Genomic DNA, 23145 nt, shown 5'->3' with positions numbered 1-23145 from the left:
GCCTTCGGCGGCTTGTCAGCCCCAGCGCCCTTTGGAAGACGCTGGGTGCCTAGGCAACATCGTGCGCCGTGATTGGTTGCATTTCAAGTATGATGCCGCGCTACTCGGCCGGCATGGGGCGGTCGAACATGCGCAAGCCGAAAAAGCCGGCGACAAAGCCGCCGATATGGGCCTCCCAGGCGATCTGGCCATCGATACCCGGGGCGAAGCCAAGCAAGCCGGTGGCAAGGTTGATCACCATCCAGACGCCCAGAAAAGTCACGACACCGCGGGAGCGCAGCACAATCGCGAACGGCAACGGCTCGCCGGCGAAGGCCGCCCTGCCCGACGAGCGGTCGATACGGAAGCCGTAGCGCGCCGCCGCCCCCATCATGCCCGAGATCGCGCCAGAAGCGCCGACCAGAGGCATCTGGCCCAGCGGATGCAGGGCCCAGAACAGGGCTACGGATGCGAGGCCCGTTGCGGCAAAGAACAGGGCGAAGCGCAGCGTGCCAAAACGGTTTGCCAGGGGCGAGCCGAAAGCCGCCAGCCACACCATGTTGACAAGGAGATGCGCCGCGCCGCCATGCAGGAAGGCGTAGGTGAAGGGGCTGGAAAAGGCATAGAAATCGATGTCGTAGCGGCCCGAATAGCGGATCGGGATGAAGGCCGCGCGAACCAGCAGGGCAAAGTCCTGGTCGTCGGTAAGCAGATAGACCCRCACCAGATGGACGGCGATGCAGATGGCGATCACCGCCAGCACGACCGGCGGCAGGTTGAACACCGGCTCGCGGCGCGGCTTCGCCGCCTCGTCCGGCTGCGGTTCGGCTTCAGGAGGGCTTTCCGGTTCGCTCATGCGCCTTGCGGTTTGCTGGAGACTCGATTTCGCCGAGCATCTAGATCACGCTCGATCGAATCACAAACCGCGAATCGCCCCAAGCTGAATCCAAATAGGGCCCGAATCGTTAAGGCGCGAATCAAAAGAAAGCCGTCCAGGGTTTCCCCTGAACGGCGGGTCAAGTCCCCTGCTCCCCTAAACCCTTGACTGAAGTGCTGCCGATCGTTGCGAAAACGACCGTTTGGAGTGGCTTTTGGTGTGCCACAGCCCCTGACGGCGCGCAACGTAAACCAATCGTTAACCTTAACGACCCCGACCCGTGAACAAACGTTAACGATACTGGCACGCATCCTGCTCCGCACCGCATGAAGGTCATCGGAGGGCGCCCTGTCTGTTCGCCGATGGGACAGCAAAAGACAGATTGCGCGGAGCGGAATGGAAATGAATCAAAACGGATCAATCACGCTGTTCCAATATTGGAACCAGCTGCGTGATGGCCGCCCTGCCCCGAAGCGTTCGGAAGTGGAGCCGGCGGACATCAAGTCGCTCTTGGCCGATACGTTCATCCTGGAGCGCGACACACGCGGCGAAGCCGTGTTCCGGCTCGCCGGCACCAGGCTCTGCGCCTATTACGGCCGCGAGCTCAAGGGCTTCTCCTTCCCCTCGCTCTGGCGCGAGAAGGACCAGCGGCTGGTGTCGCGGCTCATCCACGGCGTCTTCGACCAGAAATCGGTCCTGCTGCTCAACTATGAGGGCTTCAGCCGAAACGGCCGTTCCAACAAGTTCGAGCTGCTCGCGCTGCCGCTCGACGGCGGCGTCGAGAGCCCGCGCTGCCTCGGCATCATCAGCGCAGCGGAAAGGCCGTTCTGGCTTGGCGCCGACCCGCTCGCCGATGCCCTGATCGATGCGATCCGGGTCATCGATCCCGACAAGGAGCCGATGTTCCTGAAAAACCGGCCCGCGATCGACGTTCCGTCGCTCGTGCCGACGGAATTCGACGCACCAGAGACCATCTCGGCGCTCGGCCGCGTGCGCCGGATCCGGCACCTTGTTGTCTTCGACGGCGGGCGCAACGAGTGAGGCAAAGCCCGGGGCAATCTTGCCCCAATCGGGCCTGAGTTTATTGCGCTTGAATGGGGCTCCGACCAGGGGCATCGCGGCCGGCTTTTTCCCCTTTATTAACCTGCTTTGTTGTAGCTTTTTCCTGTGAAATTCCTCGCATCATCGCCAGGGATGCCAACGGGGTGTAGGCAGTCATGAGGTCAGCGGCGGAATACGCGCCGTCACGAGTGGAGCGGCGCAATTTCCRGCGCGTCCGGGTCAAGATGTACGGGCGTTTCATGCTGGAAGACCGCACCGAGCATCCATGCCAAGTCATCGACATGTCGCCCGGCAATGTAGCCCTGCGCACCGACCGCGTCGGCATGCCTGGCGAAAAGGTCATCGCCTATATCGACCATATCGGCCGCATCGAAGGCGTCGTGACGCGGACCTCGCAGGACGGTTTCGCAATGACCGTCATCGCTTCCGAGCGCAAGAGGGACAAGCTTGCCGCGCAGCTCACCTGGCTCGCCAACAAGCACGAGCTGGACCTACCGGAAGATCGCCGCCACGAGCGCGTCGCGCCGCGCAATCCGATGAGCGTGCTGCAGCTCACCGACGGGCGCCAATATCAGTGCCGCATCATCGACCTGTCGCTTTCGGGCGCGGCAATCGAGATCGACGTCAAGCCGGCGATCGGCGTGCAGGTCATGCTGGGGACCATGCGCGGCCAGGTGGTGCGTCACTTCGAGGACGGCGTCGCCATCGAATTCGCTGTCATCCAGCGGCCGGAAACGCTGGACCAGGAATTCAACGCACCGCGATCCTGACCGCCGCCAAATCCAGGCAGGGACCCAACCGGCCGCTTGTGGCCGGTTTTTTGTTGGCCGTGTCGGCGCGCTTTCATAACCAAGCGCCGGCATGTTGGAACGTCTCGAAAAGCGGGACGACGCCAGGTCAAAATCTCAACAATCCCAAATCGAGATAGTTCAAATTTTATATTTGTTCTACTGGCGTTTTACTCAATATCTGCTTCCCGTCTTTGCGCCAAATAAATTGCAACGTGGCACAGTCTCTCTCGAACGGGGAGACTGCAAGAATGAAAATGACGAGGGGCAAGCTGTTGCTCTTGRCAATGGCGATGCAGCTTTCCGCCTGGGGGACGGCAAGCGCGGGACCGGTGTTCATGCATACGGGCAGCCGAACCACCCAGCCGGTCGGCCACTATGAATTCTGCCAGCGCATTCCGATCGAATGCAATGAACGGACGCCGAAAGGGCCTCCGATCGAACTGACCCGCAAGCTGTGGGCGACGATCATCAACGTCAACAATTCGGTGAACACGCGGGTCAAGCCGCGCACCGACATGGAGAACTACGGGGTCGAGGAATACTGGGCCTATCCCGACAACGGCTATGGCGATTGCGAGGACTATGCACTGGAGAAGCGCCGCGAACTGATGGCCGCCGGTGTCCCCGCCGGCGACCTCTTGATGACGGTGGTGCGCCAGCCGAACGGCGACGGTCATGCGTTGCTGACGGTGCGCACCAGTCTCGGCGAGTTCATCCTCGACAATCTCGAGCCGAAGGTGCTCGCCTGGAAYGACACGGTCTATACCTACCTCAAGCGCCAATCGACCGAGAATTCCGGCGTTTGGGTTTCGATCAACGGCGGCCGCGAAGACGCCGTCGCCAGCGTCCGCTGAGGGCGCGACCAAAAAGCCCGGTCGAGTCCCCACCCTCCCCGTCCCCAACGACCGGGTTTTAGGAGCCGGCCCTGTCCCCGGGCCGGCTCCGCCTTTTCCGCGGCTATCGACACCGACCGATAGGCCATGTCCTATTGGAAACGCCCGCTCCGGCCCGCGATCCGGCAGGCCTTTCTCCTTGCAGCGGATGGGAGCAATATTGGAAGGCCATGCTGGAAATCCCCGAGGATCGCTGCGAACGCCATCGGATGTTCAAGGCCATAGACGACGCCTTCAAGGTGGGCGACTTCGAGACCCTAGGCAGGGCGCTCGGCGGCTCAGCGCGTTGGTTCGACGAGAGGATGCCGTTCGAGCTCGGCCTTGGCCATCCGCTGGAATACGCGATCTATTGGAGCCCGATTGCCTTCATTGCGACATTGCTCGGTGCCGGCTCCAATCCGAACTACGAGGATCCTGCCGGCTTTCCATCGATCATTGCGGCGCTGTCCACCGAGCGGCCGGAGCGGCTGGAGATCATCCGGGCCCTCCTCGAGCACGGCGCCGACCCGAACATGCGCGGCGTGAACGACTGGACGCCTCTCCACAATGCGGTGGCGCAGCGCGACACGGAGGCCATCCGCCTGCTGCTGGCATCGGGCGCGGATCCGTCGCTCAGAACCCGCATCGATGATTACGAGTCGGCCCTGGAAGGCGCGGACAGGGCCGGCTTTGAAGCGGGAGCATCGCTGCTGYGCAATGCGATGTCCCGACAAGGCTGAGCCGACGCAAGCCGTGCCGCGAGGCGCCGGCCGCCGCGCTCTCAAACCTCCCTCAATCCGGCCTTGAAGCGCTTGCCGTTGGCGACATAGTGCGCGGCCGAGACGCGCAGCCTCTCGATCGCCGCGTCGTCCAGTACCCGCACCACCTTGGCAGGCGAGCCGACGATCAGCGAATTGTCCGGGAAAATCTTGTTTTCTGTCACCAGTGCACCGGCGCCGACCAGCGAATTCTTGCCGATCCTCGCACCGTTGAGCAGGATCGCGCCCATGCCGATAAGGCTGTTGTCGCCAATCGTGYAGCCGTGCAGCAGCGCGCGATGGCCAACCGTGCAGCCCTGCCCGATGGTGAGCGGATAGCCCGGATCGGTATGCATGACCGTATGTTCCTGCACATTGGTGTCGGCGCCGATCGTGATCGGCTCCCCGTCGCCGCGGATGACGACGCCGAACCAGAACCCGGCATTGCGGCCTATTCTGATGTCACCGATCAGTGTGGCGTCGGGTGCTATCCAGTTGGTTTCGGCATCCTCGAACTGCGGCGCCTTCCCGTTGATCRCATAGATTGGCATTTCGCCTCCGATTCGTCTCAAGCCGAGTAATCGGCCGAACCTAGGAGACCGGTCGCCCAGGAGGCAATGGTGATCAGCACGACGCCGAGCGCCAGCGCCCAAGCCACGGCCGTGCAGCCGCAGGAAAGCAGCGCCAGCATACCGATGCGCCCCTCGCGCCTGGCGGCGAGCGCATCATTGGTGAGCATGAACGGACCGGCGCAGGCGGTAACCGCAAGCGAGCGCACAATATGGGCAGGCGACACGTAGGGTTCGGCGAAGGCCAGCCGGCGGCCCGACAGGAGTTCCAACGCCGAGCCAGCGAGACCGCAAGCGGTCAGGCCGACCGCAAAAGCGTAGAGCGGGAGCAATATGGGATCCATCTTTTACCAGCCGTTTACCATGAAACTGCACAGTCGTGCCGACGCGCTGCAAGAGCCATGCCGCGCGAGCTGTGCCACCTGAGGACAGGTGAGTGGATCGGGGATCGCGATGAGAGAGGCAGCCGACAGCCCGGATTTCGAGATCGTCGACTCGGCCTTGATGAAGCGGGTCTTCTACGCCTTCGCATCACTTGCCCTGCTTTCGGTGGCAATCAGCATCGGCGGGAAATGGCTGGGCCGATCCATCGCGATGGCGGGCTATAGCGACGACACGACGGTCCGGCAGGTCGTCATCGGCAACAATGTGATCAGCGTGCCGGCCAACTTCATCCGCTTCGACCAGGCACGGCGCGACGGCATCGCGTCGCGCCTCGACCTCTATCTGCGCTATCCGGAGATGGACGGCTACAGCACCGCCGCGCGCGACGACTTCAACCACACCGGCACAGCCAAGAAGATCATCTTCCTGTCGTTCGAGCCGCGGATGATGTCGCGCGACATGAGCGGCCGCTTCGCGCCCATCTACAGCAGCCTGATCGTCAAGCCAGGCACGCCCGGCCCGGCCGGCACGACGCTGTATGGCTTCACCGAGAAGTCGGGCTATCTCAACGAGATGCTGGCGGTTGCCGACCGCCCGGGCAAGGACCCGTTCGTCGCCCGCTGCCTGAGCGGGCCGAGCGCCGAAGAATCGCTGGCGCCCTGCGAGCGCGACATCCAGGTCGGCGACGATCTCAGCCTCACCTACCGTTTCCCGCGCGAGCTTCTCGGGGAATGGCAGGCGCTCGACGCCGCGATCGCCGCCAAGGTGGCGGGTGTCCTCAAGACAAGACCCGTCAGTTCCAAGCGTTGACTGTCTCAAGGCCGGCGAGAGCCACGCCGAGCTTCCCTGACGTCTAAGCCGCTTGTTTGCGTCGAGAGCAGCTTGCCTTTAGCTCGCTTCGGCGTGCTCAACAGTTCTGTCGACTTCGCCGCGAGCCGGGTAGTCGTTCTTCACCACGTAGTCGATCGCTCCCAGTATGTCGGCGAAATGGGGACGCGCGAACGGCATGGTCTGAACGCTGCCGAAATAGAGCGTGCCGTCCGGCCGCACGAGATAGATCGCCGGCTCAGAGAAAAGGTCGGGCTTGTCCACCCCGGTGGACGTCTTCCCGCGGCCACGGGAAATATAGAGACCCCATTCCCGGGCGACCGGCAAAGACAGATCGTAACCGATGCGCAGTTGCGGCAGTTGCCAGGTCGGGCTCGTCTGGCTTGCTCGTTCTTCATTGTCCGTCGAAATTGCGACGACCGAGACGCCGCGATGCTCGAACTCGCCAAGCCTGGCTTCGAGATCCTTGAGCTGTGTCTTGCAGATCGGGCAGTGCAGCCCGCGGTAGAAAACGATAAGCGAAAATGCCGGCGGTTTTTCCGCGCGGACATTGTAGGATCGTCCACCGACCAACGGTACCCGCAAATCGGGGACAGGCTGACGCGGAATAAGGTGAGGGAAGGAACCAGTCATCGTACATATCCCTTTGTGATGCCCATTGGGCGCGGTGTTTTCATTTTAGATCGATCGCTATAAAACATGCACCGTTCGATTTGCTTTGCAAGGGGCGAAGAGACGGAACATGTGGTTTGGGAGAGTGGTGAATGGCGCGACCACGAACTTTTGATCAGCCGTCAGTGCTGGCCGCTGCGATGGATCAGTTCTGGCGTCGCGGCTACGAGGCAACTTCCGTTCGGGATCTCGCAAGCGCGATGTCGATCACCGGCGCCAGCCTCTATAACGCCTTTGGCGACAAGCGTTCGCTGTTCCGGCACTGCCTCGACGCCTACCTGGACACCTACGCAAGGCGGCGTATTGCGGAGCTCGATGCCAGCGACGATCCGATCCGTGGGATCCGCGCCTTTTTCGACAATCTCGTCGAGGCTTCGCTCAAGGATCGCCGCGGATGCCTCCTCGTCAATTCGGCGATGGAGGTTGCGCCATGGGACGACGAGCTCGCGGAATTGATCGAGGCGAGTCTTCGAGAAATCGAGGACGGATTCCACCGCGGGCTGGAGCGGCTTTCCCCCGAGCCCCGCTCTCACCATCGGCGGGACGCCCGAGCAACGGCACGGCAGATGCTGTCGGCCGTAATCGCCTTGAGGGTGCTGGCGCGGGCGGGAGGCGACGGTGACCGATTGCGCAGCATCGCGAGATCGGCAGTCGCGTTGGCTGAGGACTATCAAGGACCGTAGCCGTGGCCGGAACAGACTGGGCCACTCCGCTTACCGACGGCTTGCCTGGCTCAATGCATCGGCACGATGGGCGCCAGATACGGTCTGGCATCCGGCCGACAAGGCGCGCTAATGGTCCAACATGATGCCAGCCTATCTCGCCTTCGATCCCGGCAACCGCCGCCTGCGGCTCGACCCGCATCAGCCGGCCTTCGTACAGAACCCCTACGAGGCTTATGCCTTCCTGCATGGCGCCTCAAATGCCTTCTTCTGGGAGGATTACGGCTTCTGGTGTTTTGGCGGCTTCGACGACGTCAACCGACTGCTGCGCGACCGCCGTTTCGGCCGGCAGAACCCGGCAGGCATTCCCGACAGCCGCGGGATCGGTGACGACCGCTCGCATCTGGCCGCCTTCGACGCGATCGAGGCGAATTCGATGTTGGAGCTCGAGCCGCCGGTGCATACGAGGCTCAGGACCCTGGTCAATCGCGCCTTCGTCTCGCGCCAGGTCGAGCGGCTGAGGCCGCGCATCGAGGCCTTGGCCAATGAGCTGATCGACCGCTTCGAGCCGGGCGGCGTCGATCTTCTGCCGGCCTATGCTTCGCCGCTGCCGATCACCATCATCGCCGAGATGCTCGGGGTCCCGGTCGAGATGGGGCCGCAACTGCTCGACTGGTCGCATCAGATGGTCGCCATGTACATGCATGGCCGCACCCGCGAGGCCGAGGAGACGGCCAACCGCGCCGCGCGGGATTTCGCGGCCTTCCTGCGCGGCTACGTCGCCGAGCGGCGCAAGAAGCCCGGCGATGACCTGCTGTCCTTGCTCATCGAGGCTCAGGACAACGGCCAGAAGCTTTCCGAGGACGAGCTGGTTTCCTCAGCGATCCTACTGCTTAACGCCGGGCATGAGGCGACCGTGCACCAGACCGGCAATGCGGTGCGCTCGATCCTGGCGCAAGGCGGCGATCCCCGCCGCTTCTTCGAAACACCGGAAGCGAACGCCGCGACGGTCGAGGAATGCCTGCGCTTCGACGCGCCGCTGCACATGTTCCTGCGCTACGCCTATGAGGAGATCGAAGTGGCACCGGGCATTTTGCTCAAGCCCGGCGAAATGGTAGCGCTGCTGCTCGGCATGGCCAACCATGACCCGCTGGCGTTCGCTGGACCTGCCACCTTCAATCCCGCGCGCGCGGACCAGAAGAACGTCTCCTTCGGCGCCGGCATCCATTTCTGCATCGGCGCGCCGCTGGCGCGGCTCGAACTCCAGGTGTCATTGAAAACGCTGTTCGAGCGGCTGCCAGAGCTGCGGCTGACCGAAGAGCCGCGCTTCCGCGACACCTATCATTTCCATGGGTTGGAGAGGCTCGCTGTCAACTTATGAGCGAGGCGTACCCGAGTTGGTCATCCTTGGGCGTAGCGACGCGAAGCGGAGCGAAGACCCAAGGATCCACGCCGTAACCTTGGCCGAAGTATGCAGCGGAGCAGAATTCTGCACCGTTGCAACGCCTTAACGTCAGGGCATGGATCCCATGGTCTGCGCTGCGTCGCTTCGCTCCTTGTTTCGCCATAGGATGACGACGCGATGGGCGTTTCGGCCAATCTCTATGTGCCAAGGCATGATGGGAAGTAACCACAAGCCTCCTCAAAGCCGGATCACATATTCCTTCCGCGTCGTCTCCAGCACCTCCCAAGTGCCCTTAAAGCCGGGCCGCAGCACGAAGCTGTCGCCAGCCGTGACCGTGCGAACCTCGCCGCCGTCTTCGGCGATAACCGAGACGCCGGACAGGATGTGGCAGAACTCCCATTCGTCGTAGACGATGCGCCACTTGCCGGGCGTCGCTTCCCAGACGCCGGCGTAAAGGCCGCCGTCGCGCTCCTCGACATTCCAGGTGCGGAATTTCGGATCGCCGGAGATCACACGTTCCGGGGCCGGCGCGCCAGCCTCCGGCTCGACGGTATCGGTATTGACCGCAAGATAGGCAGACATCCGATCAGACCTTGTTCAGCGCCTGTTCCAGGTCGGCAACGATGTCGTTGACATCCTCGATGCCGATCGACAGCCGCACCGTATCCGGCCCGGCGCCTGCCCTTATCTTCTGCTCGTCGGAAAGCTGGCGGTGCGTGGTCGAGGCCGGGTGGATGACCAGCGACTTGGTGTCGCCGACATTGGCGAGGTGCGAGAACAGTTCCAGCGCCTCGACGAATTTGACGCCGGCCTCATAGCCGCCCTTGAGGCCGAAGGTGAACACCGCGCCTGCGCCCTGCGGCGAATATTTCTTCTGCAGCGCATTGTTCTTGTCGCTCGGCAGTCCGGGATAGTTCACCCACGCGACTTTGGGATGATTGGAGAGCCAAGCGGCGACGCTCACGGCGTTGTCGCAGTGGCGCTGCATCCTGAGCGGCAGCGTTTCAAGGCCGGTCAGTATCAGGAAGGCGTTGAAGGGCGAGATCGCCGGGCCGATATCGCGCAGGCCGAGCACGCGGGCGGCAATCGCGAAGGCGAAATTGCCGAAGGTCTCGTGCAGGACGAGACCGCCATATTCGGGGCGCGGCTCCGACAGCATCGGGTACTTGCCCGACTTCGACCAGTCGAAGGTGCCGCCGTCGATGATGGCGCCGCCGATCGAATTACCGTGGCCGCCGATGAACTTGGTCAGCGAATGCACCACGATGTCGGCGCCGTGCTCGATCGGCCGCACCAGATAGGGCGAGGCCAGCGTGTTGTCGACGATCAACGGCAGGCCATGCCTGCGGGCGATATCGCCGATCTTCTCGATGTCGACAAAGATGCCGCCGGGATTGGCGAGGCTTTCGATGAAGATCGCCTTGGTCTTTTCGTCGATCTGGTTCTCGAAGGTCGAGAGGTCGTTGACGTCGGCCCAGCGGACTTCCCAGCCATAGTTTTTGAAGGCGTGGCCGAACTGGTTGATCGAGCCGCCATAAAGCTTGTTGGCGGCGATGAAATTCTCGCCGGGCCGCATCAGATTGTGAAAGACGATGACCTGCGCGGCGTGGCCCGAGGCCACGGCAAGGRCCGCGGTGCCCCCCTCGAGCGCCGCAAGTCGTTCTTCAAGAACCGCCTGCGTCGGGTTCATGATGCGGGTGTAGATGTTGCCGAACGCCTTCAGCCCGAACAGCGAGGCGGCGTGATCGGCGTCATCGAAGACATAGGAGGTCGTCTGATAGATCGGCGTGGCACGCGCGCCGGTCGCCGGATCCGGCCTGGCGCCGGCATGCACGGCGAGTGTGTTGAAACCGGGCGTACGGGTCATCGAAACCTCCCTCTCCTAACCTTGCGAAAATCGCCGCGCATTCTTGGCGAAGCCCGTCCGGGAATGCAAAGAAGAAAATACCTTTCGGCATGCGATCTGCGGCGAACGCCGGGAAAAATCCATTTCATCCCGGAATTGATTTGCGCGCCCGCGGACCGCCTATTTCTGCCGCACGCCGAAGCTCTGGAAGCCCTGCCGCATCAAGGGTTTCTTCGACGACAGCATGCCGGAATTGACGCCCGTCCAGCCGATCTCGCCGGACAGCTTGCCATATTCGATCTTGGGGCAACGGTTCATCACCACCTTGATGCCGGCGGCCTCGGCGCGGGCGGCGGCCTCGTCATGGCGAACGCCAAGCTGCATCCAGAGCACCTTGGGCAGAGTGTCCATCTTCAGCACCAGCTCGACGATGCCAGGCACCGCCGACGAACCGCGAAAAATGTCGACCATGTCGACCGGCTGCGGCAGGTTGGCCAGGCTGGCATAGACGGTGCAGCCCAGGATCTGCTTGCCGGCATGGCCGGGGTTGATCGGGAACACCGAAAAGCCCTTGGCGAGCAGATATTTCAGCACGAAATAGCTCGGCCGCACGTCGTTGGGCGAGGCGCCGACCATGGCGATCGTCTTCACCGAGTTCAGGATACCGGCAATGTAGCTGCTGTCGTAGGCGTCGTGATTCATGGCTCGTCCTCATACAGCGCTTCAGCGAGAAAACCAGCCGGATCGCTGCAGAAGTCGCGCATCATGCGAAAATGATCGGTGTCGTAAAAATCCATCGGATCGAGACCAAAGCGGCTGATGCGAAACAGCCGCGCATTCGGACAGGCCATCAACAGCGGCGAATGCGTCGCCATGATCACCTGCGCACTGCCGGACCGATCCATACGCTGTAGTAGCTTGAGCAATTCGATCTGGCGCGTCGGCGAAAGCGCGCTTTCGGGTTCGTCGAGAATATAGATGCCTTGCCGGCGACAGCGCTCCTCGAAGAAGCGGATAAAGCCCTCGCCATGCGACCATGACAGGRAATCAGGCGGCGCCGCACCGACTTCCAACGCCGACCGATCGAGATAGCGCGCGACCGAATAGAAGGATTCGGCACGAAAGAACCAACCCGCTGTCACCTTCGGAAGCCAATGGGCACGCAATGCCCGAGCCAGCGCCGCGCCGCTCTTGTCAACGGCGCCGGAGTGGTCGACCGGCCTGTACCCCTTGCCGCCACCGGCCTCGTCATAGCCGGCCAGTGCTCCAATTGCCTCRAGCAAGGTCGACTTGCCGGTGCCGTTCTCGCCGACGATGATGGTGATGGCGGTGGTGAATTCGAATTCGAACTCACCGCGCTGAAAAATTGGCAGGTTCCAGGGATATTTTTCCCAATCCGCGACCCGCGACGACTCAAGCAGGATGCGCTTGAGGTAGGGCGCTTTCAGCCGCGTCAGTTGCTTGCGGGCAGGCACGTCACACCTTCAGCGATGGAAAAGCGCACCTCCATTTAGACCAGCTATTCGTCGGTCCATTCCGGCTTGCGCTTGCCGATGAAGGCGCCGATGCCTTCCTCGGCGTCGCGCGCCAGCATGTTTTCCACCATCACTCGGCCGGTATAGGCGTAGGCATCGGCCAGCCCCATTTCGGCCTGGGCGTAGAACGCCTCCTTGCCTGTCTTGACGACCAAAGACGATTTGGAAGCGATGGTTTGCGCGTATTTGTTAACAACCTGACTCAGGTATTCGCGCGGCACGATGCGGTTGACGAGGCCGAATTCCTTGGCCGTCGCCGCATCGATCGTCTCGCCGGTGAGCAGCATCTCCATTGCCTGCTTGCGCGAGACATTGCGCGACAGCGCCACCATTGGCGTCGAGCAGAACAGGCCGATATTGACGCCCGGCGTGCAGAAGGTCGCTTCATGCGAGGCAATGGCAAGGTCGCAGCTCGCGACAAGCTGCAGGCCGGCCGCGGTCGCCAAGCCGTCCACCTCGGCGATCACCGGCTTGGGATGGCGCACGATCGACTGCATCAGTTTCGCGCAGGCGGCGAAGGTCTTCTCGAAGAAGGCGCGGCCACGATCCGGATCAGCGCGGTGCATGGTCATTTCCTTGAGATCGTGGCCTGCGCAGAACACCTTCCCCGACGCCGACAGGATGATGACGCGGACGGATCTGTCTTCCTTCACACGGTCGAACTCGGCCTGCAGCGCAGCCATTGTCGCCAGCGACAACGGATTGGCCGGCGGGCTRGCAAGTGTGAGGCGCAGCACGCCCTGGTCCTGGATGGCGAGAACGGGGCCGTCGGCGACGGCAGGCTTGATGGCGACGACTTCAGCCACTGTTTAACCTCTCGATCAGCGCTCGCGGCGCATGGAGCAACAGAACTAGCATGCTGCCGGTTGAAGAACAGCCGCGAGACGTGTTTTCTCCGTCGCACCGTTTGGTCCAGGCGCGCCTGGAGATTCACGACTCATATAGGACGCCGCCATGCCCGCCCAAAGCAATCTGAAGCCGGTGCTCAACGCGGCGGAAGTCAATGCGCTGATGGCAAACGTCTATCCGCAACTCAACGACCAGTTCACCTTCTACGAGGCGCTGGAGGTGTTCCCGGGCGGATGCATTGTGCGGCTCAATGCCGATGAACGGCATCTGCGCCCGGGCGGCACGGTGTCGGGCCCGTCGCTGTTCACGCTGGCCGACATCGGCGGCTATGTCTGTGTGCTCAGCCACGCCGGGCCTGACGCGCTGTCGGTGACCACCAACCTCAACATCAACTTCATGCGCAAGGCCGAGGCCGGGCCGATCGACGGCCATTGCCGCATCCTGAAGCTCGGGAAGAGCCTGATGGTGTTCGACATCGATATCGTCGCCGGACCCGACAGGCACACGGTGGCCCACGCCACCGGCACCTATTCGATCCCGCCGAAGCGTTAGCCGCATTTATCTGCCCGCCGACGTTTCCAGAATCTTCAGGACCGTCTCGCGGATGAGCTGGCGCAGGTTTGCGGGCTTGTCGAGGTGGCTGGCGATGAGCAGTCCATCGCCGGCAACGGTGAGGATGTCGGCCGTGGTTTCCGGATTCGGGTTGCCGTCGGCGGCGAGCAGACTGCGCAGGAGGTCATGCTTCCAACGCCTGTGCTCGCCGATCGCCTGCCTCACCGGATGGCCCGGGTCCGGATATTCGGCGGCGGCGTTGAGAAACGGACAGCCGCGATAGCCCGGTTGGGCGGCGGCGTCCGCAACAAGATCGAAGATAGCCAGGATCATGTCTCGCGCCGGCCGCTTGCCGATCCTGTCGATCGCGGCCCTCCCCAGCCGGCTTTGGTTCTGGACATAAGCACGGACGAGCGTGTCCTTGGCCTGGAAGTATTTGTAGAAAGTGGCCTTCGCCACGCCGGCTTCTGCGATGATCCGGTCGACGCCGACCGCGTGCACGCCCTCGGCATAGAAGAGCTTCGTTGCCGTATCCAGAACGCGGTTGCGCGCGGAACTCTCCAGACCGTTGTCAGTGATGTCAGCAGTGTGGTCCGCCATCCCGAATATCCTTTGACGCACCCCGTTTTCCGGCATACAGACAGGTTTGTCTAGTAGACAGGATTGTCTACTTTCAAACAGGAGGTGCCAAAATGGGATCAGTTATCAGGGAAGTGATCGTCGATGCATCGCCGGAGAGCGTCTGGCAGACCATTGGCAACTTCGCCGAGGGACCCCGGCTGACAACACCGGACATCTTCGTGGATTGCCGGCTGGTCGAGCCCGACTTGCGGCAAATGACCTTCGCCGACGGCAAGGTCGTGCATGAGAGGCTGATTGCCCGCGACGAACAGGCACGCCGGATCGTCTGGGCCTGGGAAGGCGAAGAGGTGAGGCATGACAACACCTCCATGCAGGTCTTCGCAGAGAACGATGGACGCAGCCGGCTGGTGTGGATCCATGACACCGCCCCAGACGAGCTCTGCGGCTGGCTCGCCGCGGCGATGGACCAGCTTGCGCCGGAAATTCGCCGTTCGCTCGAAGCCCTCGACTGACGGCCGGATCCATCGGAGGGCGTTCCGGTGATCGGCCGGAGCGCTCCTTTCCGTTGCGGTAAAATAATACCTTGTCCTTAAGTTTTTGTTTTTTCATTATTTTATGCGCCATGTGAGTTTTCAGCCGCCTTGACGCGTTTGGCGCCCTCGCCTATAAGCCCTCGCGAAGCAGCGGCCCGTAACGRCCGCCGTTTTGTTATTGGCGAATGGCCTGGCGCCATCGCCAATCCAAGCAACAAAAAACGCTTTCCTTGTCGTTCGCCGATGGGGAAGGTCAACCTGAGAGTAAGACCATGGCTACCTTTTCGCAGAAGCCTGCGGATGTGGTGAAGAAGTGGGTGCTGATCGACGCCGAAGGTCTCGTCGTCGGCCGACTCGCCACTGTCATCGCCAACCACCTGCGCGGCAAGCATAAGCCCACCTTCACCCCGCATGTCGATGATGGCGACAATGTCATCGTCATCAATGCCGACAAGGTGGTGTTCACCGGCAAGAAGTACACCGACAAGGTCTACTACTGGCACACTGGCCACCCCGGCGGCATCAAGGAGCGCACCGCGCGCCAGCTGCTCGAGGGCCGCTTCCCCGAGCGCGTCGTCGAAAAGGCCGTGGAACGCATGATCCCGCGCGGCCCGCTTGGCCGCCGCCAGATGAAGAATCTCCGCGTCTACGCAGGCGCCGAACATCCGCACGCCGCCCAGCAGCCCGTCGCGCTCGACGTGGCCAAGCTGAACCCCAAGAACAAGAGGGCCTCTTAATGGCTGAGCTTTCCTCGCTCGCAGAACTCGGGACTGTCACGACCGCCGCGCAGCCGGCCGCGCCAGTCCATGTCCAGAAGCTCGACAAGTCGGGCCGCGCCTATGCCACCGGCAAGCGCAAGAACGCCATCGCGCGCGTTTGGGTGACGCCGGGCTCCGGCAAGATCACTGTCAACGACAAGGAATTCGCGACCTATTTCGCGCGCCCGGTGCTGCAGATGATCCTCAACCAGCCGATCGTCGCCGCCAACCGCGCCGGCCAGTACGACATCGTCGCCACCGTCATTGGCGGCGGCCTTTCGGGCCAGGCGGGCGCCGTTCGTCACGGCATCTCCAAGGCACTGACCTATTACGAGCCGGGGCTGCGCTCCGTGCTCAAGAAGGGCGGCTTCCTGACCCGCGACAGCCGCGTCGTCGAGCGCAAGAAGTACGGCAAGGCGAAGGCCCGCCGCAGCTTCCAGTTCTCGAAGCGCTAAGCTTTTACGATTGCAAGCTTCTCCAGAGGCCGCCTCCGGGCGGCCTTTTGTTTTTCGAGCCGCTATTGTCCGCGTCCGGCGGGCGTCGTCTTGAYGTAATCTATCAATGCGCGCAGCGGCGCGGGCACAAGGCGCCGTCCGGGATAGTAGAGGAACGGACCGGAGAATTGCTGCCACCAGGGCTCGAGCACCGGCTCCAGCGCGCCGCTCTCGAAATGTGGGCGAAGCCAGTCCTCGAACAGGCTGACTATGCCGGTGCCAGCAACGGCCGCGTCGACGGCGAGGTCGACAGCACCGCCCAGGGTGACAAGCAGCGGCCCAGAAGGATCGATCCGAACCACTTCGCCGTCGCGCTCGAACTCCCACGGCGCCACGGCACGACCCGAAAAGCGGCCACGCAGGCAGGCATGGTTAAGCAGGTCGCGCGGATGCTGGGGCCGACCATGCCGATCGAGATAGGCAGGCGAAGCAGCCGTCGCGAAGCGCTGGACGCGCGGGCCGATCGGCACCGCGATCATATCCTGCTCCAGCCGCTCGTCGTAGCGGATGCCGGCATCGCAGCCGGCCGCCTGCAGATCGACAAAGCTCTCCTCGGCAATCACCTCCAGCCGGATCGCGGGATAGGCGGCGAGAAATCCTGGAACGATCTTCGGCAGCACCAACCGCGAGGCGCTGACCGGCACGTTTAGCCGCAGCGTGCCGGCCGGCCGGTCGCGAAAGCCGTTCACGACGTCGAGCGCCGCCTCGACCTCGCCCAGCGCGGGACCCAATCGCGCAAGCAAACCCGCGCCTGCTTCGGTGAGGGCGACGCTGCGCGTCGTGCGGTTGAACAGCCGCACGCCAAGTTGCGTTTCGAGACGCCGGATCGCTTCGCTGAGCGCCGACGCGCTGCCCGCCGTTGCGCGCGCTCCCTCGCGAAAACCGCCTGCGCGCGCCACCGCCAGGAATGCCTGCAGATCGTTGAGGTCAATCATTGTTCGTCATTCGGTACAAGTTGTCCGGATTATAGCGGTTATCGAGACAGCGAACATGACCTATTTCCTTCGCCGACAGACAAGGAGAAGCGACCATGTCCAGTATCGACAAATCCGGCACCTACAAACTCGGCGACCGCACGGTCGGGCGGCTAGGCTACGGCGCCATGCAGCTTGCGGGTAAAGGCGTGTTCGGTCCGYCGAAAGACCACGCGGCGGCGATCGCCGTGTTGCGCGAAGCGGTGGCGAGCGGGGTCAACCACATCGATACCAGCGACTACTATGGCCCGCATGTCACCAATCGACTGATCCGCGAGGCGCTGGCGCCCTACCCTGACGATCTCGTCATTGTCACCAAGATCGGCGCCCGTCGCGGCAGCGACGCTTCCTGGCTGCCGGCCTATTCGCGCGAGGAACTGACGCAAGCCGTGCACGACAATCTTCGCAATCTCGAACTGGACAGGCTCGACGTGGTCAACCTGCGCATCATGTTTGACACGCACGGCCCGGCGGAAGGCTCGATCGAAGCGCCGCTCTCGGCGCTCGCCGAGCTGCAGCGCCAAGGTCTGGTGCGCCATATCGGCCTGAGCAACGTCACCCGCGCGCAGATCGCGGAAGGCCGCCGCATCTGCGAGATCGTCTGCGTGCAGAACCAGTACAATCTCGCGCACAGRCAAGACGACGCGCTCATCGACGAGCTTGCCCGCGACGGCATTGCCTATGTGCCGTTCTTCCCGCTCGGCGGCTTCAGCCCACTGCAGTCCTCGACCTTGTCCGGCGTCGCAGAAAGGCTCGGCGCGACGCCGATGCAGGTGGCGCTGGCATGGCTGCTGCGACGTTCACCCAACATCCTGCTGATCCCAGGCACGTCGTCTGTGGAGCATTTGCGTGAGAATCTGGAGGCCGCGGAGCTGGAGCTGCCGCAGGATGCGCTCACGGAGTTGGATGGTGTGGCGAGGGCAGCGTGATTAGCCAAGCTCCCCCCAAGTGGGGGAGATGGCCGGCAGGCCAGAGGGGGCGCGAAGGAATGCCACCTCGGGGATATCTCTCCCGGCAATAATCGCAAATGTAGCCTCAACGGACCGAAAGGCCGGCGGGACAGCGCCCCCCTCTGCCCTGCCGGGCATCTCCCCCACAAGGGGGGAGATCGCAGTTCCAGCGCCGGCTCTTAATTAATACTCGCCGTATGCGCCGGCTCTGCCGGCCGCGTCGCGCCGTTATAGGGCACCCTATAACCATTAGCCGCCAGCCACTCGATCGCCGCCTTCGGCTCGTCGGTCTGGATGATGGTAGCGCCGCGATCGATCCAGAAACCCCAGGCTTCGCGCGGCAGGCTGGCGGCCACCGCCAGTTCGTCGCCGCGGCCGCCGGCGAGGAAGCCGCCCGGCTTGTTGACGATGGCGTAGGTATCGGCCCACAGGTGCCAGTCGCCGCGCACCGCTTCTGCCCGCATGCGGTTGCTGAACAGCGGGCCGCCGGTTGCAGTCAGCGTCTCGGCGCCGTTTCGCCAGTTGATCAATTCGATGGCGCGCGGCACGAACGCCTTATCGACCTCACCGGCAAAGGCGGCATCATGCACGGCGTCGTCGGCGAGKATCGGCATGAACTGGAACCCGCCGCCGGCTTGGACAAGCGCCGCCCTGGCAGCGTCGATGCGCTGACGGTTCCACAGATTCTCCTTGACGATCACCTGATCGGCCATGCCGAGATCGCGGGCAACCGCGATCATTCCCGGCAGGTCCGAAACCTCCAGCTTGTTGTCGAGGTTGATCAGTATCCTGTCCTTGGTGGCCCGCAGCATTTCGTGCAGAGTAGACACTGGTTCGTTGGTCACCGCGCCCGTGCCCTCGATCACCAGACGGCATTTCTTGAGCTCTGCCAGCGTATATTTCACCACTTCGCCCTTGCAGGTGGTGGTGCGGTCGAGCCAGCTGTCATGCATGATGACGAACACGCCGTCCTTCGAGCGCCGGACGTCGACCTCGACGATCTCGGCGCCCATCGCGATCGAGGCTTCGACCGCGGCAAGGGAGTTCTCGGCATAGAGCGTCTTGCCGGCCTGCATGCTGCCGGCGCGATGCGCGGCGACCATCACATGGTCGCGCCACTGATTGGCATGCTCGAAGCGCTCGAGGATTTGGGCAGCTCTCGTTTCGCCGGCCAAACTCCGGCCGGGGACGGCCGCAAGCGTGGCGCACAGAAGAAGGCTCAGCCAGAGTGTTCGCATCGGGGAATCGCTCCGTTCCGGTCGGGACCCGGTTAGGCGATGCCCATGACAGGGCGGTGAACGAAGCCGGCTAGCTGTTTCGGCACCCGGCTCGTCAAATCCGCTTGGCGAGCGCCGGCCAGCGCCGCGAAGCGGCTGTCGCGCCCCTGCAATAAAGTCATGGTGGAACCAGGCAAGGCGCGACAGCAAGCGAGCGACAGGAAGCGCTCGCAGCACTCGCGACGTGGTGCGATGCGAGGTTGAGCAAAATCGGCCTACACCTAGCGCCATTGCATGACTGGCAAGTTGCGTGCCGGTTCTGTAGTTGTGGCCGGCCGATGATAACCGAGGACCCGCAATGGCGAACAAAGAGATCGACCACGCCTTTACCGCCCGTTCGAAAACGGGCGCGGCACTTGAGCCAACCTATTCCGGCGCGCTGTCGTTCATGCGGCGCAAATACAGCAAAGACGTAAAGGGCGCGGACGCCGTCGTGTGGGGCATTCCCTTTGATGYGGCGGTCACCAACCGGCCAGGCGCCCGCTTCGGGCCGCAGGCGATCCGCCGCGCCTCGGCGATCCTCGACAACGATCCGCAATACCCGTTCTCGCGCGACCTGTTCGAAGGGCTAGCGGTGGTCGACTATGGCGACTGCCTGCTCGACAGCGGCAACCACCAAAAGACGCCGGCCACGATCGAGCGGGAGGCAGCCAAGATCCTGAGGTCGGGTGCCTTCCTCCTGACCCTCGGCGGCGACCACTTCGTCACCTGGCCGCTGCTCAAGGCGCATGCCGCCATCCACGGGCCGCTGGCACTGGTGCAGTTCGACGCGCATCAGGACACCTGGCCGGACGACGGCAAGCGGATCGACCACGGCTCCTTCGTTGCCCGCGCAGTGAGGGAAGGCATCGTCGATCCCGACCGCTCGATCCAGATCGGCATCCGCACGCATGCGCCCGACACGTTCGGCATCAAGATCCTCTACGGCCATGAAGTCGAGGAAATGCGCGCCTCCGACATAGCCTATGCCATCGTCGATCGGACCGGCGGCCGGAAGACCTATCTCACCTTCGACATCGACTGCCTCGACCCGGCCTTCGCGCCCGGCACCGGCACGCCGGTGGCCGGCGGCCCGTCCTCGGCCAAGATGCTCTCGACGCTGCGCCAGCTCGGGCAAGTCGACATCGTCGGCGCCGACGTCGTCGAGGTTGCRCCGGCCTATGATCACGCCGATATTACGGCGATCGCTGGATCAATCATTGCCATGCATTATCTTGGCCTGGTGGCTGAACGAAAGGCGCGGCTTGAGGACCTAAGCGGCGGCAATCTTGCCGTGGTACATAGTGCTCAAGGTATATAGTATTGAAATTGCAAGGAATTTGGTAACCGATGAAACCGAAAATCTTCATTGACGGCGAGCATGGCACCACCGGCCTGCAGATCAGGGCGCTGCTGGCCGACCGCGACGACCTGGAGATCATCTCCATCCCTGCGGAGCGCCGCAAGGAGGCCGCCGCCAGGGCCGAATTCCTCAATGCCGCCGATGTCGCGATCCTGTGCCTGCCGGATGCCGCGGCCAAGGAAGGCGTGTCGTTGATTGCGAACGACACGACAAAAGTCATCGACGCCTCGACCGCGCACCGCGTGGCCGAGGGCTGGGAATATGGCTTTGCCGAAATGGACAGGGACCAGTCAAAGAAGATCGCCAGTGCTAAGCGCGTCGCCAATCCCGGCTGCTGGCCGCAGGGTCCGATCGCGACGCTGCGTCCGCTGATCTCGGCCGGCCTGCTGCCCGCCGATTTCCCCGTCAGCGTCAATGGCATCTCCGGCTATTCCGGCGGCGGCCGGCCGATGATCGAGGACTATGTCGGCAAGGGCGAGAACGCGCCCGAGTTTCTGCCCTACGGGCTGACGCTGCAGCACAAGCATGTGYCGGAGCTTAGGACCTATGCGAAGCTGTCACGCGATCCAATCATGCAGCCGGCGGTCGGCAATTTCGCGCAAGGCATGATCACGGTGGTGCCGCTGCAGCTCGGCAGGCTCGAGCGTGTGCCGAAGGGGGCGGAGCTTCACGCGGCAATCGCCGACCATTACGCCTCGATCGAGGGCGGCGTGGTCGAAGTCGCGCCCTACACGCATACGGAGCGCATGCCGGAGATCGATCCGGAGGCCTATAACGGCACCAACCGCATGAAAGTCTATGTGTTCGCCAATGACGAGCGGGCGCAGGCGCTGCTGCTTGCCGTCTACGACAATCTCGGCAAGGGGGCTTCCGGCGCCGCGGTCCAGAACCTCGACCTGATGCTGGGCATCAAGCACTGAGCGGGGATGCAGGCGCTGCCCGAGCGGCGGAGCTCGGGAACCGTTTGYCGAGACGACGAGAAGCGCGAGCTGTCGGTTGCCGAAGCGATCCGCAAGCTGCGCCTCAGCTTCTGACCTCGATCTCGTGCGGCAAGGGATAGGCACCCTTGGTGCCGCGCCAATGCGCAGCGGCGAAACCGAGCACGACCAGCGCAACCGCCTGATGGGTCAGCGCCATGTGCAGCGGCACCTGCATCAGCAGCGTCCCGATGCCGATCGAGGCCTGCACCAGCACCAACAGGAAAAGGAGCGTGGCACGGCGGGCATGGGTGGTGCCTGCCTGGCCCCGCCATGTAGCAATCATGTGCCAGAGCGCCACGACAAAGAGCGTATAGGCACMGATCCGGTGCACGAACTGCACCGTCTTAGGGTTCTCGAAAAAGTTTACCCAGGCCGGGTTCAGCAGGAGGAGATCGGACGGGATCACCTTGCCGTCCATCAGCGGCCAGGTGTTGTAGCTCAGGCCCGCGTGAAGGCCGGCGACCAGGYCGCCGAGATAAATCTGGATCAGCGCCAAAAGCACGATGACCCCGGCAAGCCGCTGCGTCGAACGGTCGGCGGTGGGCTCCGAATGCGGCGCCAGACCCCGCGCGACCACCATGGTCGCCGTGAAGATCAGCGCGGCGATCGTCAGATGCGTGGCCAACCGGTACTGGCTGACCGAGACGCGGTCGACCAAGCCTGACGCCACCATCCACCAGCCGATGGCGCCCTGCAGGCCGCCGAGCAAGAGGATGCCGGCGAGCTTCGGACCGAGGCCGCGCTCGATGCGGCGCGTCGCCCAGAAGAACAAGAGCGGCAAGGCAAAGACGACGCCGACGCTGCGCKCCAGGATGCGGTGCACCCACTCCCACCAGAAGATCACCTTGAACGCCTCGATGCTCATGCCCTTGTTGAGCTCGGTGTATTGCGGGATCTGCTGGTAGCGCTGGAATTCTTCCTGCCATTCGGCATCGTTGAGCGGTGGAATAACGCCGTGGATCGGCCGCCATTCCGTGATCGACAGGCCGGAATCGGTAAGCCGGGTGGCGCCGCCGACCAGCACCAGCGCAAACAGCACGAGCAACACGAAATACAGCCAGCCGCGCACCAGCGCGCGGTTGTAGAGATCGCGGTCGCGGCTGGCGTATGCGGCCGTGGCAGTGATGGCAGCCATGGGGCGTTTCCCGGCAGTTGAAACGCGCGATTGGTGGACCATGACCGCTCCGCTGGCAAGGCCGGACAGCGCGTCACGCCGTCGCGCTGGGCCGCGGCGGTTGCACGGGCACCTCAATCAGGCTAGAGCGGGCTGCACGAAGCAGAGGTTGGCATCCCGCTCTATCTGTTTGTTTTAGCCGCATTTCTGCGACGCCAAGTGATTCCACTCGGCTGCAAAATGCTTTAAGCGAGACGGGTCAACGGGACCGCGACATGCCCATTCGCCTGAAAAAGCTGATCGGAACCATCCTGCTGGTGGCGCTGGTCGTCATCTACGCGCTGATCGCTTCGGCCGTCGCGGTCACCAGACTTGCGGCATACGGCCCCACGGCGCATTTCCTGTTCTTCCTGCTCAGCGGATTGCTCTGGGTCCTGCCGGCGATGGCCATCATCAAATGGCTGATCCTGGAGCCGCCGGCAAAGCACTGAAGGGCCTTA

The 23145-nt window shown here is 63.2% G+C and carries 28 protein-coding genes; 15 read left to right on the top strand and 13 right to left on the bottom strand.

Annotated features, from left to right (window positions below; translation table 11 throughout):
* Positions 1-100 precede the first annotated feature (100 nt).
* On the bottom strand, positions 101-835 hold the full coding sequence (locus tag ORS3428_RS14275; protein ID WP_071098743.1) for a rhomboid family intramembrane serine protease: 735 nt from the start codon (positions 833-835) through the stop codon (positions 101-103).
* Positions 836-1258: 423 nt separating this feature from the next.
* Here ORS3428_RS14275 and ORS3428_RS14270 point away from each other — a divergent pair, with 423 nt between their 5' ends.
* The 4 genes from ORS3428_RS14270 to ORS3428_RS14255 all read left to right on the top strand — a co-directional run bounded on the left by ORS3428_RS14270 (position 1259) and on the right by ORS3428_RS14255 (position 4321).
* Positions 1259-1897: a PAS domain-containing protein gene (locus ORS3428_RS14270; RefSeq protein ID WP_071099263.1), complete on the top strand. Its 639-nt coding sequence runs from the start codon at positions 1259-1261 to the stop codon at positions 1895-1897.
* Positions 1898-2073: 176 nt separating this feature from the next.
* Positions 2074-2688 (top strand): PilZ domain-containing protein, encoded by a 615-nt coding sequence (locus tag ORS3428_RS14265; protein ID WP_071098741.1) that lies wholly within the window; start codon positions 2074-2076, stop codon positions 2686-2688.
* Positions 2689-2957: 269 nt separating this feature from the next.
* The gene (locus ORS3428_RS14260; RefSeq protein ID WP_071098738.1) at positions 2958-3563 is read left to right on the top strand and encodes a transglutaminase-like cysteine peptidase; all 606 of its coding nucleotides are present in this window, start codon (positions 2958-2960) and stop codon (positions 3561-3563) included.
* 209 nt (positions 3564-3772) lie between these two features.
* On the top strand, positions 3773-4321 hold the full coding sequence (locus ORS3428_RS14255; RefSeq protein WP_071098735.1) for an ankyrin repeat domain-containing protein: 549 nt from the start codon (positions 3773-3775) through the stop codon (positions 4319-4321).
* A 41-nt stretch (positions 4322-4362) separates the two neighbouring features.
* Here the strand turns inward: ORS3428_RS14255 and ORS3428_RS14250 are convergent, their stop codons facing one another.
* Both ORS3428_RS14250 and ORS3428_RS14245 read right to left on the bottom strand, forming a co-directional pair.
* Positions 4363-4890, bottom strand: coding sequence for a gamma carbonic anhydrase family protein (locus ORS3428_RS14250; RefSeq protein WP_071098733.1), 528 nt, complete (start codon positions 4888-4890; stop codon positions 4363-4365).
* Positions 4891-4907: 17 nt separating this feature from the next.
* Positions 4908-5240 (bottom strand): DUF6949 family protein, encoded by a 333-nt coding sequence (locus ORS3428_RS14245; protein WP_443136855.1) that lies wholly within the window; start codon positions 5238-5240, stop codon positions 4908-4910.
* Positions 5241-5361: 121 nt separating this feature from the next.
* Between ORS3428_RS14245 and ORS3428_RS14240 the strand changes: the two genes are divergently transcribed.
* Positions 5362-6102: a hypothetical protein gene (locus ORS3428_RS14240; protein ID WP_071098729.1), complete on the top strand. Its 741-nt coding sequence runs from the start codon at positions 5362-5364 to the stop codon at positions 6100-6102.
* A 78-nt stretch (positions 6103-6180) separates the two neighbouring features.
* Here ORS3428_RS14240 and ORS3428_RS14235 read toward each other — a convergent pair whose 3' ends face one another.
* Positions 6181-6753 (bottom strand): peroxiredoxin-like family protein, encoded by a 573-nt coding sequence (locus ORS3428_RS14235; RefSeq protein WP_071098727.1) that lies wholly within the window; start codon positions 6751-6753, stop codon positions 6181-6183.
* Between the two features lie 131 nt (positions 6754-6884).
* On the opposite strand from ORS3428_RS14235, the gene ORS3428_RS14230 reads away from it, so the two are divergent.
* Positions 6885-7475 (top strand): TetR/AcrR family transcriptional regulator, encoded by a 591-nt coding sequence (locus ORS3428_RS14230; protein WP_071098725.1) that lies wholly within the window; start codon positions 6885-6887, stop codon positions 7473-7475.
* 121 nt (positions 7476-7596) lie between these two features.
* A complete protein-coding gene (locus tag ORS3428_RS14225; protein WP_071098723.1) occupies positions 7597-8835 on the top strand; it encodes a cytochrome P450 in 1239 nt (412 codons plus the stop codon).
* 261 nt (positions 8836-9096) lie between these two features.
* Here the strand turns inward: ORS3428_RS14225 and ORS3428_RS14220 are convergent, their stop codons facing one another.
* From ORS3428_RS14220 to ORS3428_RS14200, 5 genes are all read right to left on the bottom strand, one after another.
* Entirely contained in the window at positions 9097-9441 is a 345-nt protein-coding gene (locus tag ORS3428_RS14220; protein ID WP_071098721.1) for a cupin domain-containing protein, read from the bottom strand.
* A 4-nt stretch (positions 9442-9445) separates the two neighbouring features.
* Positions 9446-10726 carry an O-acetylhomoserine aminocarboxypropyltransferase gene (locus ORS3428_RS14215; protein ID WP_071098719.1) on the bottom strand — a complete coding sequence of 427 codons (1281 nt, stop codon included), beginning with the start codon at positions 10724-10726 and terminating at the stop codon, positions 9446-9448.
* A 159-nt stretch (positions 10727-10885) separates the two neighbouring features.
* Complete coding sequence (locus tag ORS3428_RS14210; protein ID WP_071098716.1) at positions 10886-11407, bottom strand: CoA-binding protein; 522 nt, start codon at positions 11405-11407, stop codon at positions 10886-10888.
* Positions 11404-12180 carry an AAA family ATPase gene (locus tag ORS3428_RS14205; RefSeq protein ID WP_071098714.1) on the bottom strand — a complete coding sequence of 259 codons (777 nt, stop codon included), beginning with the start codon at positions 12178-12180 and terminating at the stop codon, positions 11404-11406. The genes ORS3428_RS14210 and ORS3428_RS14205 overlap by 4 nt, the downstream gene beginning before the upstream one ends.
* Positions 12181-12224: 44 nt before the next feature.
* A complete protein-coding gene (locus ORS3428_RS14200) occupies positions 12225-13046 on the bottom strand; it encodes an enoyl-CoA hydratase (RefSeq protein WP_071098712.1) in 822 nt (273 codons plus the stop codon).
* A gap of 148 nt (positions 13047-13194) precedes the next feature.
* Here ORS3428_RS14200 and ORS3428_RS14195 point away from each other — a divergent pair, with 148 nt between their 5' ends.
* A complete protein-coding gene (locus tag ORS3428_RS14195) occupies positions 13195-13641 on the top strand; it encodes a PaaI family thioesterase (protein WP_071098710.1) in 447 nt (148 codons plus the stop codon).
* 6 nt (positions 13642-13647) lie between these two features.
* On the opposite strand, the gene ORS3428_RS14190 is transcribed toward ORS3428_RS14195, so the two are convergent.
* The gene (locus ORS3428_RS14190; protein WP_071098707.1) at positions 13648-14241 is read right to left on the bottom strand and encodes a TetR/AcrR family transcriptional regulator; all 594 of its coding nucleotides are present in this window, start codon (positions 14239-14241) and stop codon (positions 13648-13650) included.
* Between the two features lie 92 nt (positions 14242-14333).
* Here ORS3428_RS14190 and ORS3428_RS14185 point away from each other — a divergent pair, with 92 nt between their 5' ends.
* The 3 genes from ORS3428_RS14185 (at position 14334) to rpsI (ending at position 15969) form a co-directional block, all read left to right on the top strand.
* Complete coding sequence (locus tag ORS3428_RS14185; protein WP_071098705.1) at positions 14334-14735, top strand: SRPBCC family protein; 402 nt, start codon at positions 14334-14336, stop codon at positions 14733-14735.
* Positions 14736-15028: 293 nt separating this feature from the next.
* Positions 15029-15493, top strand: a complete 465-nt coding sequence (rplM, locus tag ORS3428_RS14180; RefSeq protein ID WP_071098703.1) for a 50S ribosomal protein L13 — start codon at positions 15029-15031, stop codon at positions 15491-15493.
* On the top strand, positions 15493-15969 hold the full coding sequence (rpsI, locus tag ORS3428_RS14175) for a 30S ribosomal protein S9 (protein ID WP_071098701.1): 477 nt from the start codon (positions 15493-15495) through the stop codon (positions 15967-15969). Before rplM ends, rpsI begins: the two co-directional genes overlap by 1 nt.
* Positions 15970-16031: 62 nt before the next feature.
* Here the strand turns inward: rpsI and ORS3428_RS14170 are convergent, their stop codons facing one another.
* Positions 16032-16943, bottom strand: a complete 912-nt coding sequence (locus ORS3428_RS14170; protein WP_071098699.1) for a LysR family transcriptional regulator — start codon at positions 16941-16943, stop codon at positions 16032-16034.
* Positions 16944-17038: 95 nt separating this feature from the next.
* Between ORS3428_RS14170 and ORS3428_RS14165 the strand changes: the two genes are divergently transcribed.
* The gene (locus ORS3428_RS14165) at positions 17039-17911 is read left to right on the top strand and encodes an aldo/keto reductase family oxidoreductase (RefSeq protein ID WP_071098697.1); all 873 of its coding nucleotides are present in this window, start codon (positions 17039-17041) and stop codon (positions 17909-17911) included.
* 200 nt (positions 17912-18111) lie between these two features.
* Here ORS3428_RS14165 and ORS3428_RS14160 read toward each other — a convergent pair whose 3' ends face one another.
* Positions 18112-19170: a glycerophosphodiester phosphodiesterase family protein gene (locus tag ORS3428_RS14160; protein ID WP_071098695.1), complete on the bottom strand. Its 1059-nt coding sequence runs from the start codon at positions 19168-19170 to the stop codon at positions 18112-18114.
* A gap of 337 nt (positions 19171-19507) precedes the next feature.
* Between ORS3428_RS14160 and speB the strand changes: the two genes are divergently transcribed.
* Together speB and argC are read left to right on the top strand one after the other, a co-directional pair.
* Positions 19508-20509, top strand: coding sequence for an agmatinase (speB, locus tag ORS3428_RS14155; RefSeq protein WP_071098693.1), 1002 nt, complete (start codon positions 19508-19510; stop codon positions 20507-20509).
* 29 nt (positions 20510-20538) lie between these two features.
* Positions 20539-21471, top strand: coding sequence for an N-acetyl-gamma-glutamyl-phosphate reductase (argC, locus tag ORS3428_RS14150; RefSeq protein ID WP_071098691.1), 933 nt, complete (start codon positions 20539-20541; stop codon positions 21469-21471).
* Between the two features lie 103 nt (positions 21472-21574).
* Here argC and ORS3428_RS14145 read toward each other — a convergent pair whose 3' ends face one another.
* Positions 21575-22666 (bottom strand): COX15/CtaA family protein, encoded by a 1092-nt coding sequence (locus ORS3428_RS14145; RefSeq protein ID WP_108723060.1) that lies wholly within the window; start codon positions 22664-22666, stop codon positions 21575-21577.
* A gap of 254 nt (positions 22667-22920) precedes the next feature.
* On the opposite strand from ORS3428_RS14145, the gene ORS3428_RS14140 reads away from it, so the two are divergent.
* Positions 22921-23136: a DUF2842 domain-containing protein gene (locus ORS3428_RS14140; RefSeq protein WP_071098687.1), complete on the top strand. Its 216-nt coding sequence runs from the start codon at positions 22921-22923 to the stop codon at positions 23134-23136.
* The last annotated feature ends 9 nt before the right edge of the window (positions 23137-23145 follow it).

Source organism: Mesorhizobium sp. ORS 3428 (assembly GCF_001854785.1).
Classification (GTDB): Bacteria; Pseudomonadota; Alphaproteobacteria; order Rhizobiales; family Rhizobiaceae; genus Mesorhizobium.
Note: the sequence above shows the minus strand (reverse complement) of the source record. Positions and strands in the feature narration are given on the sequence as shown.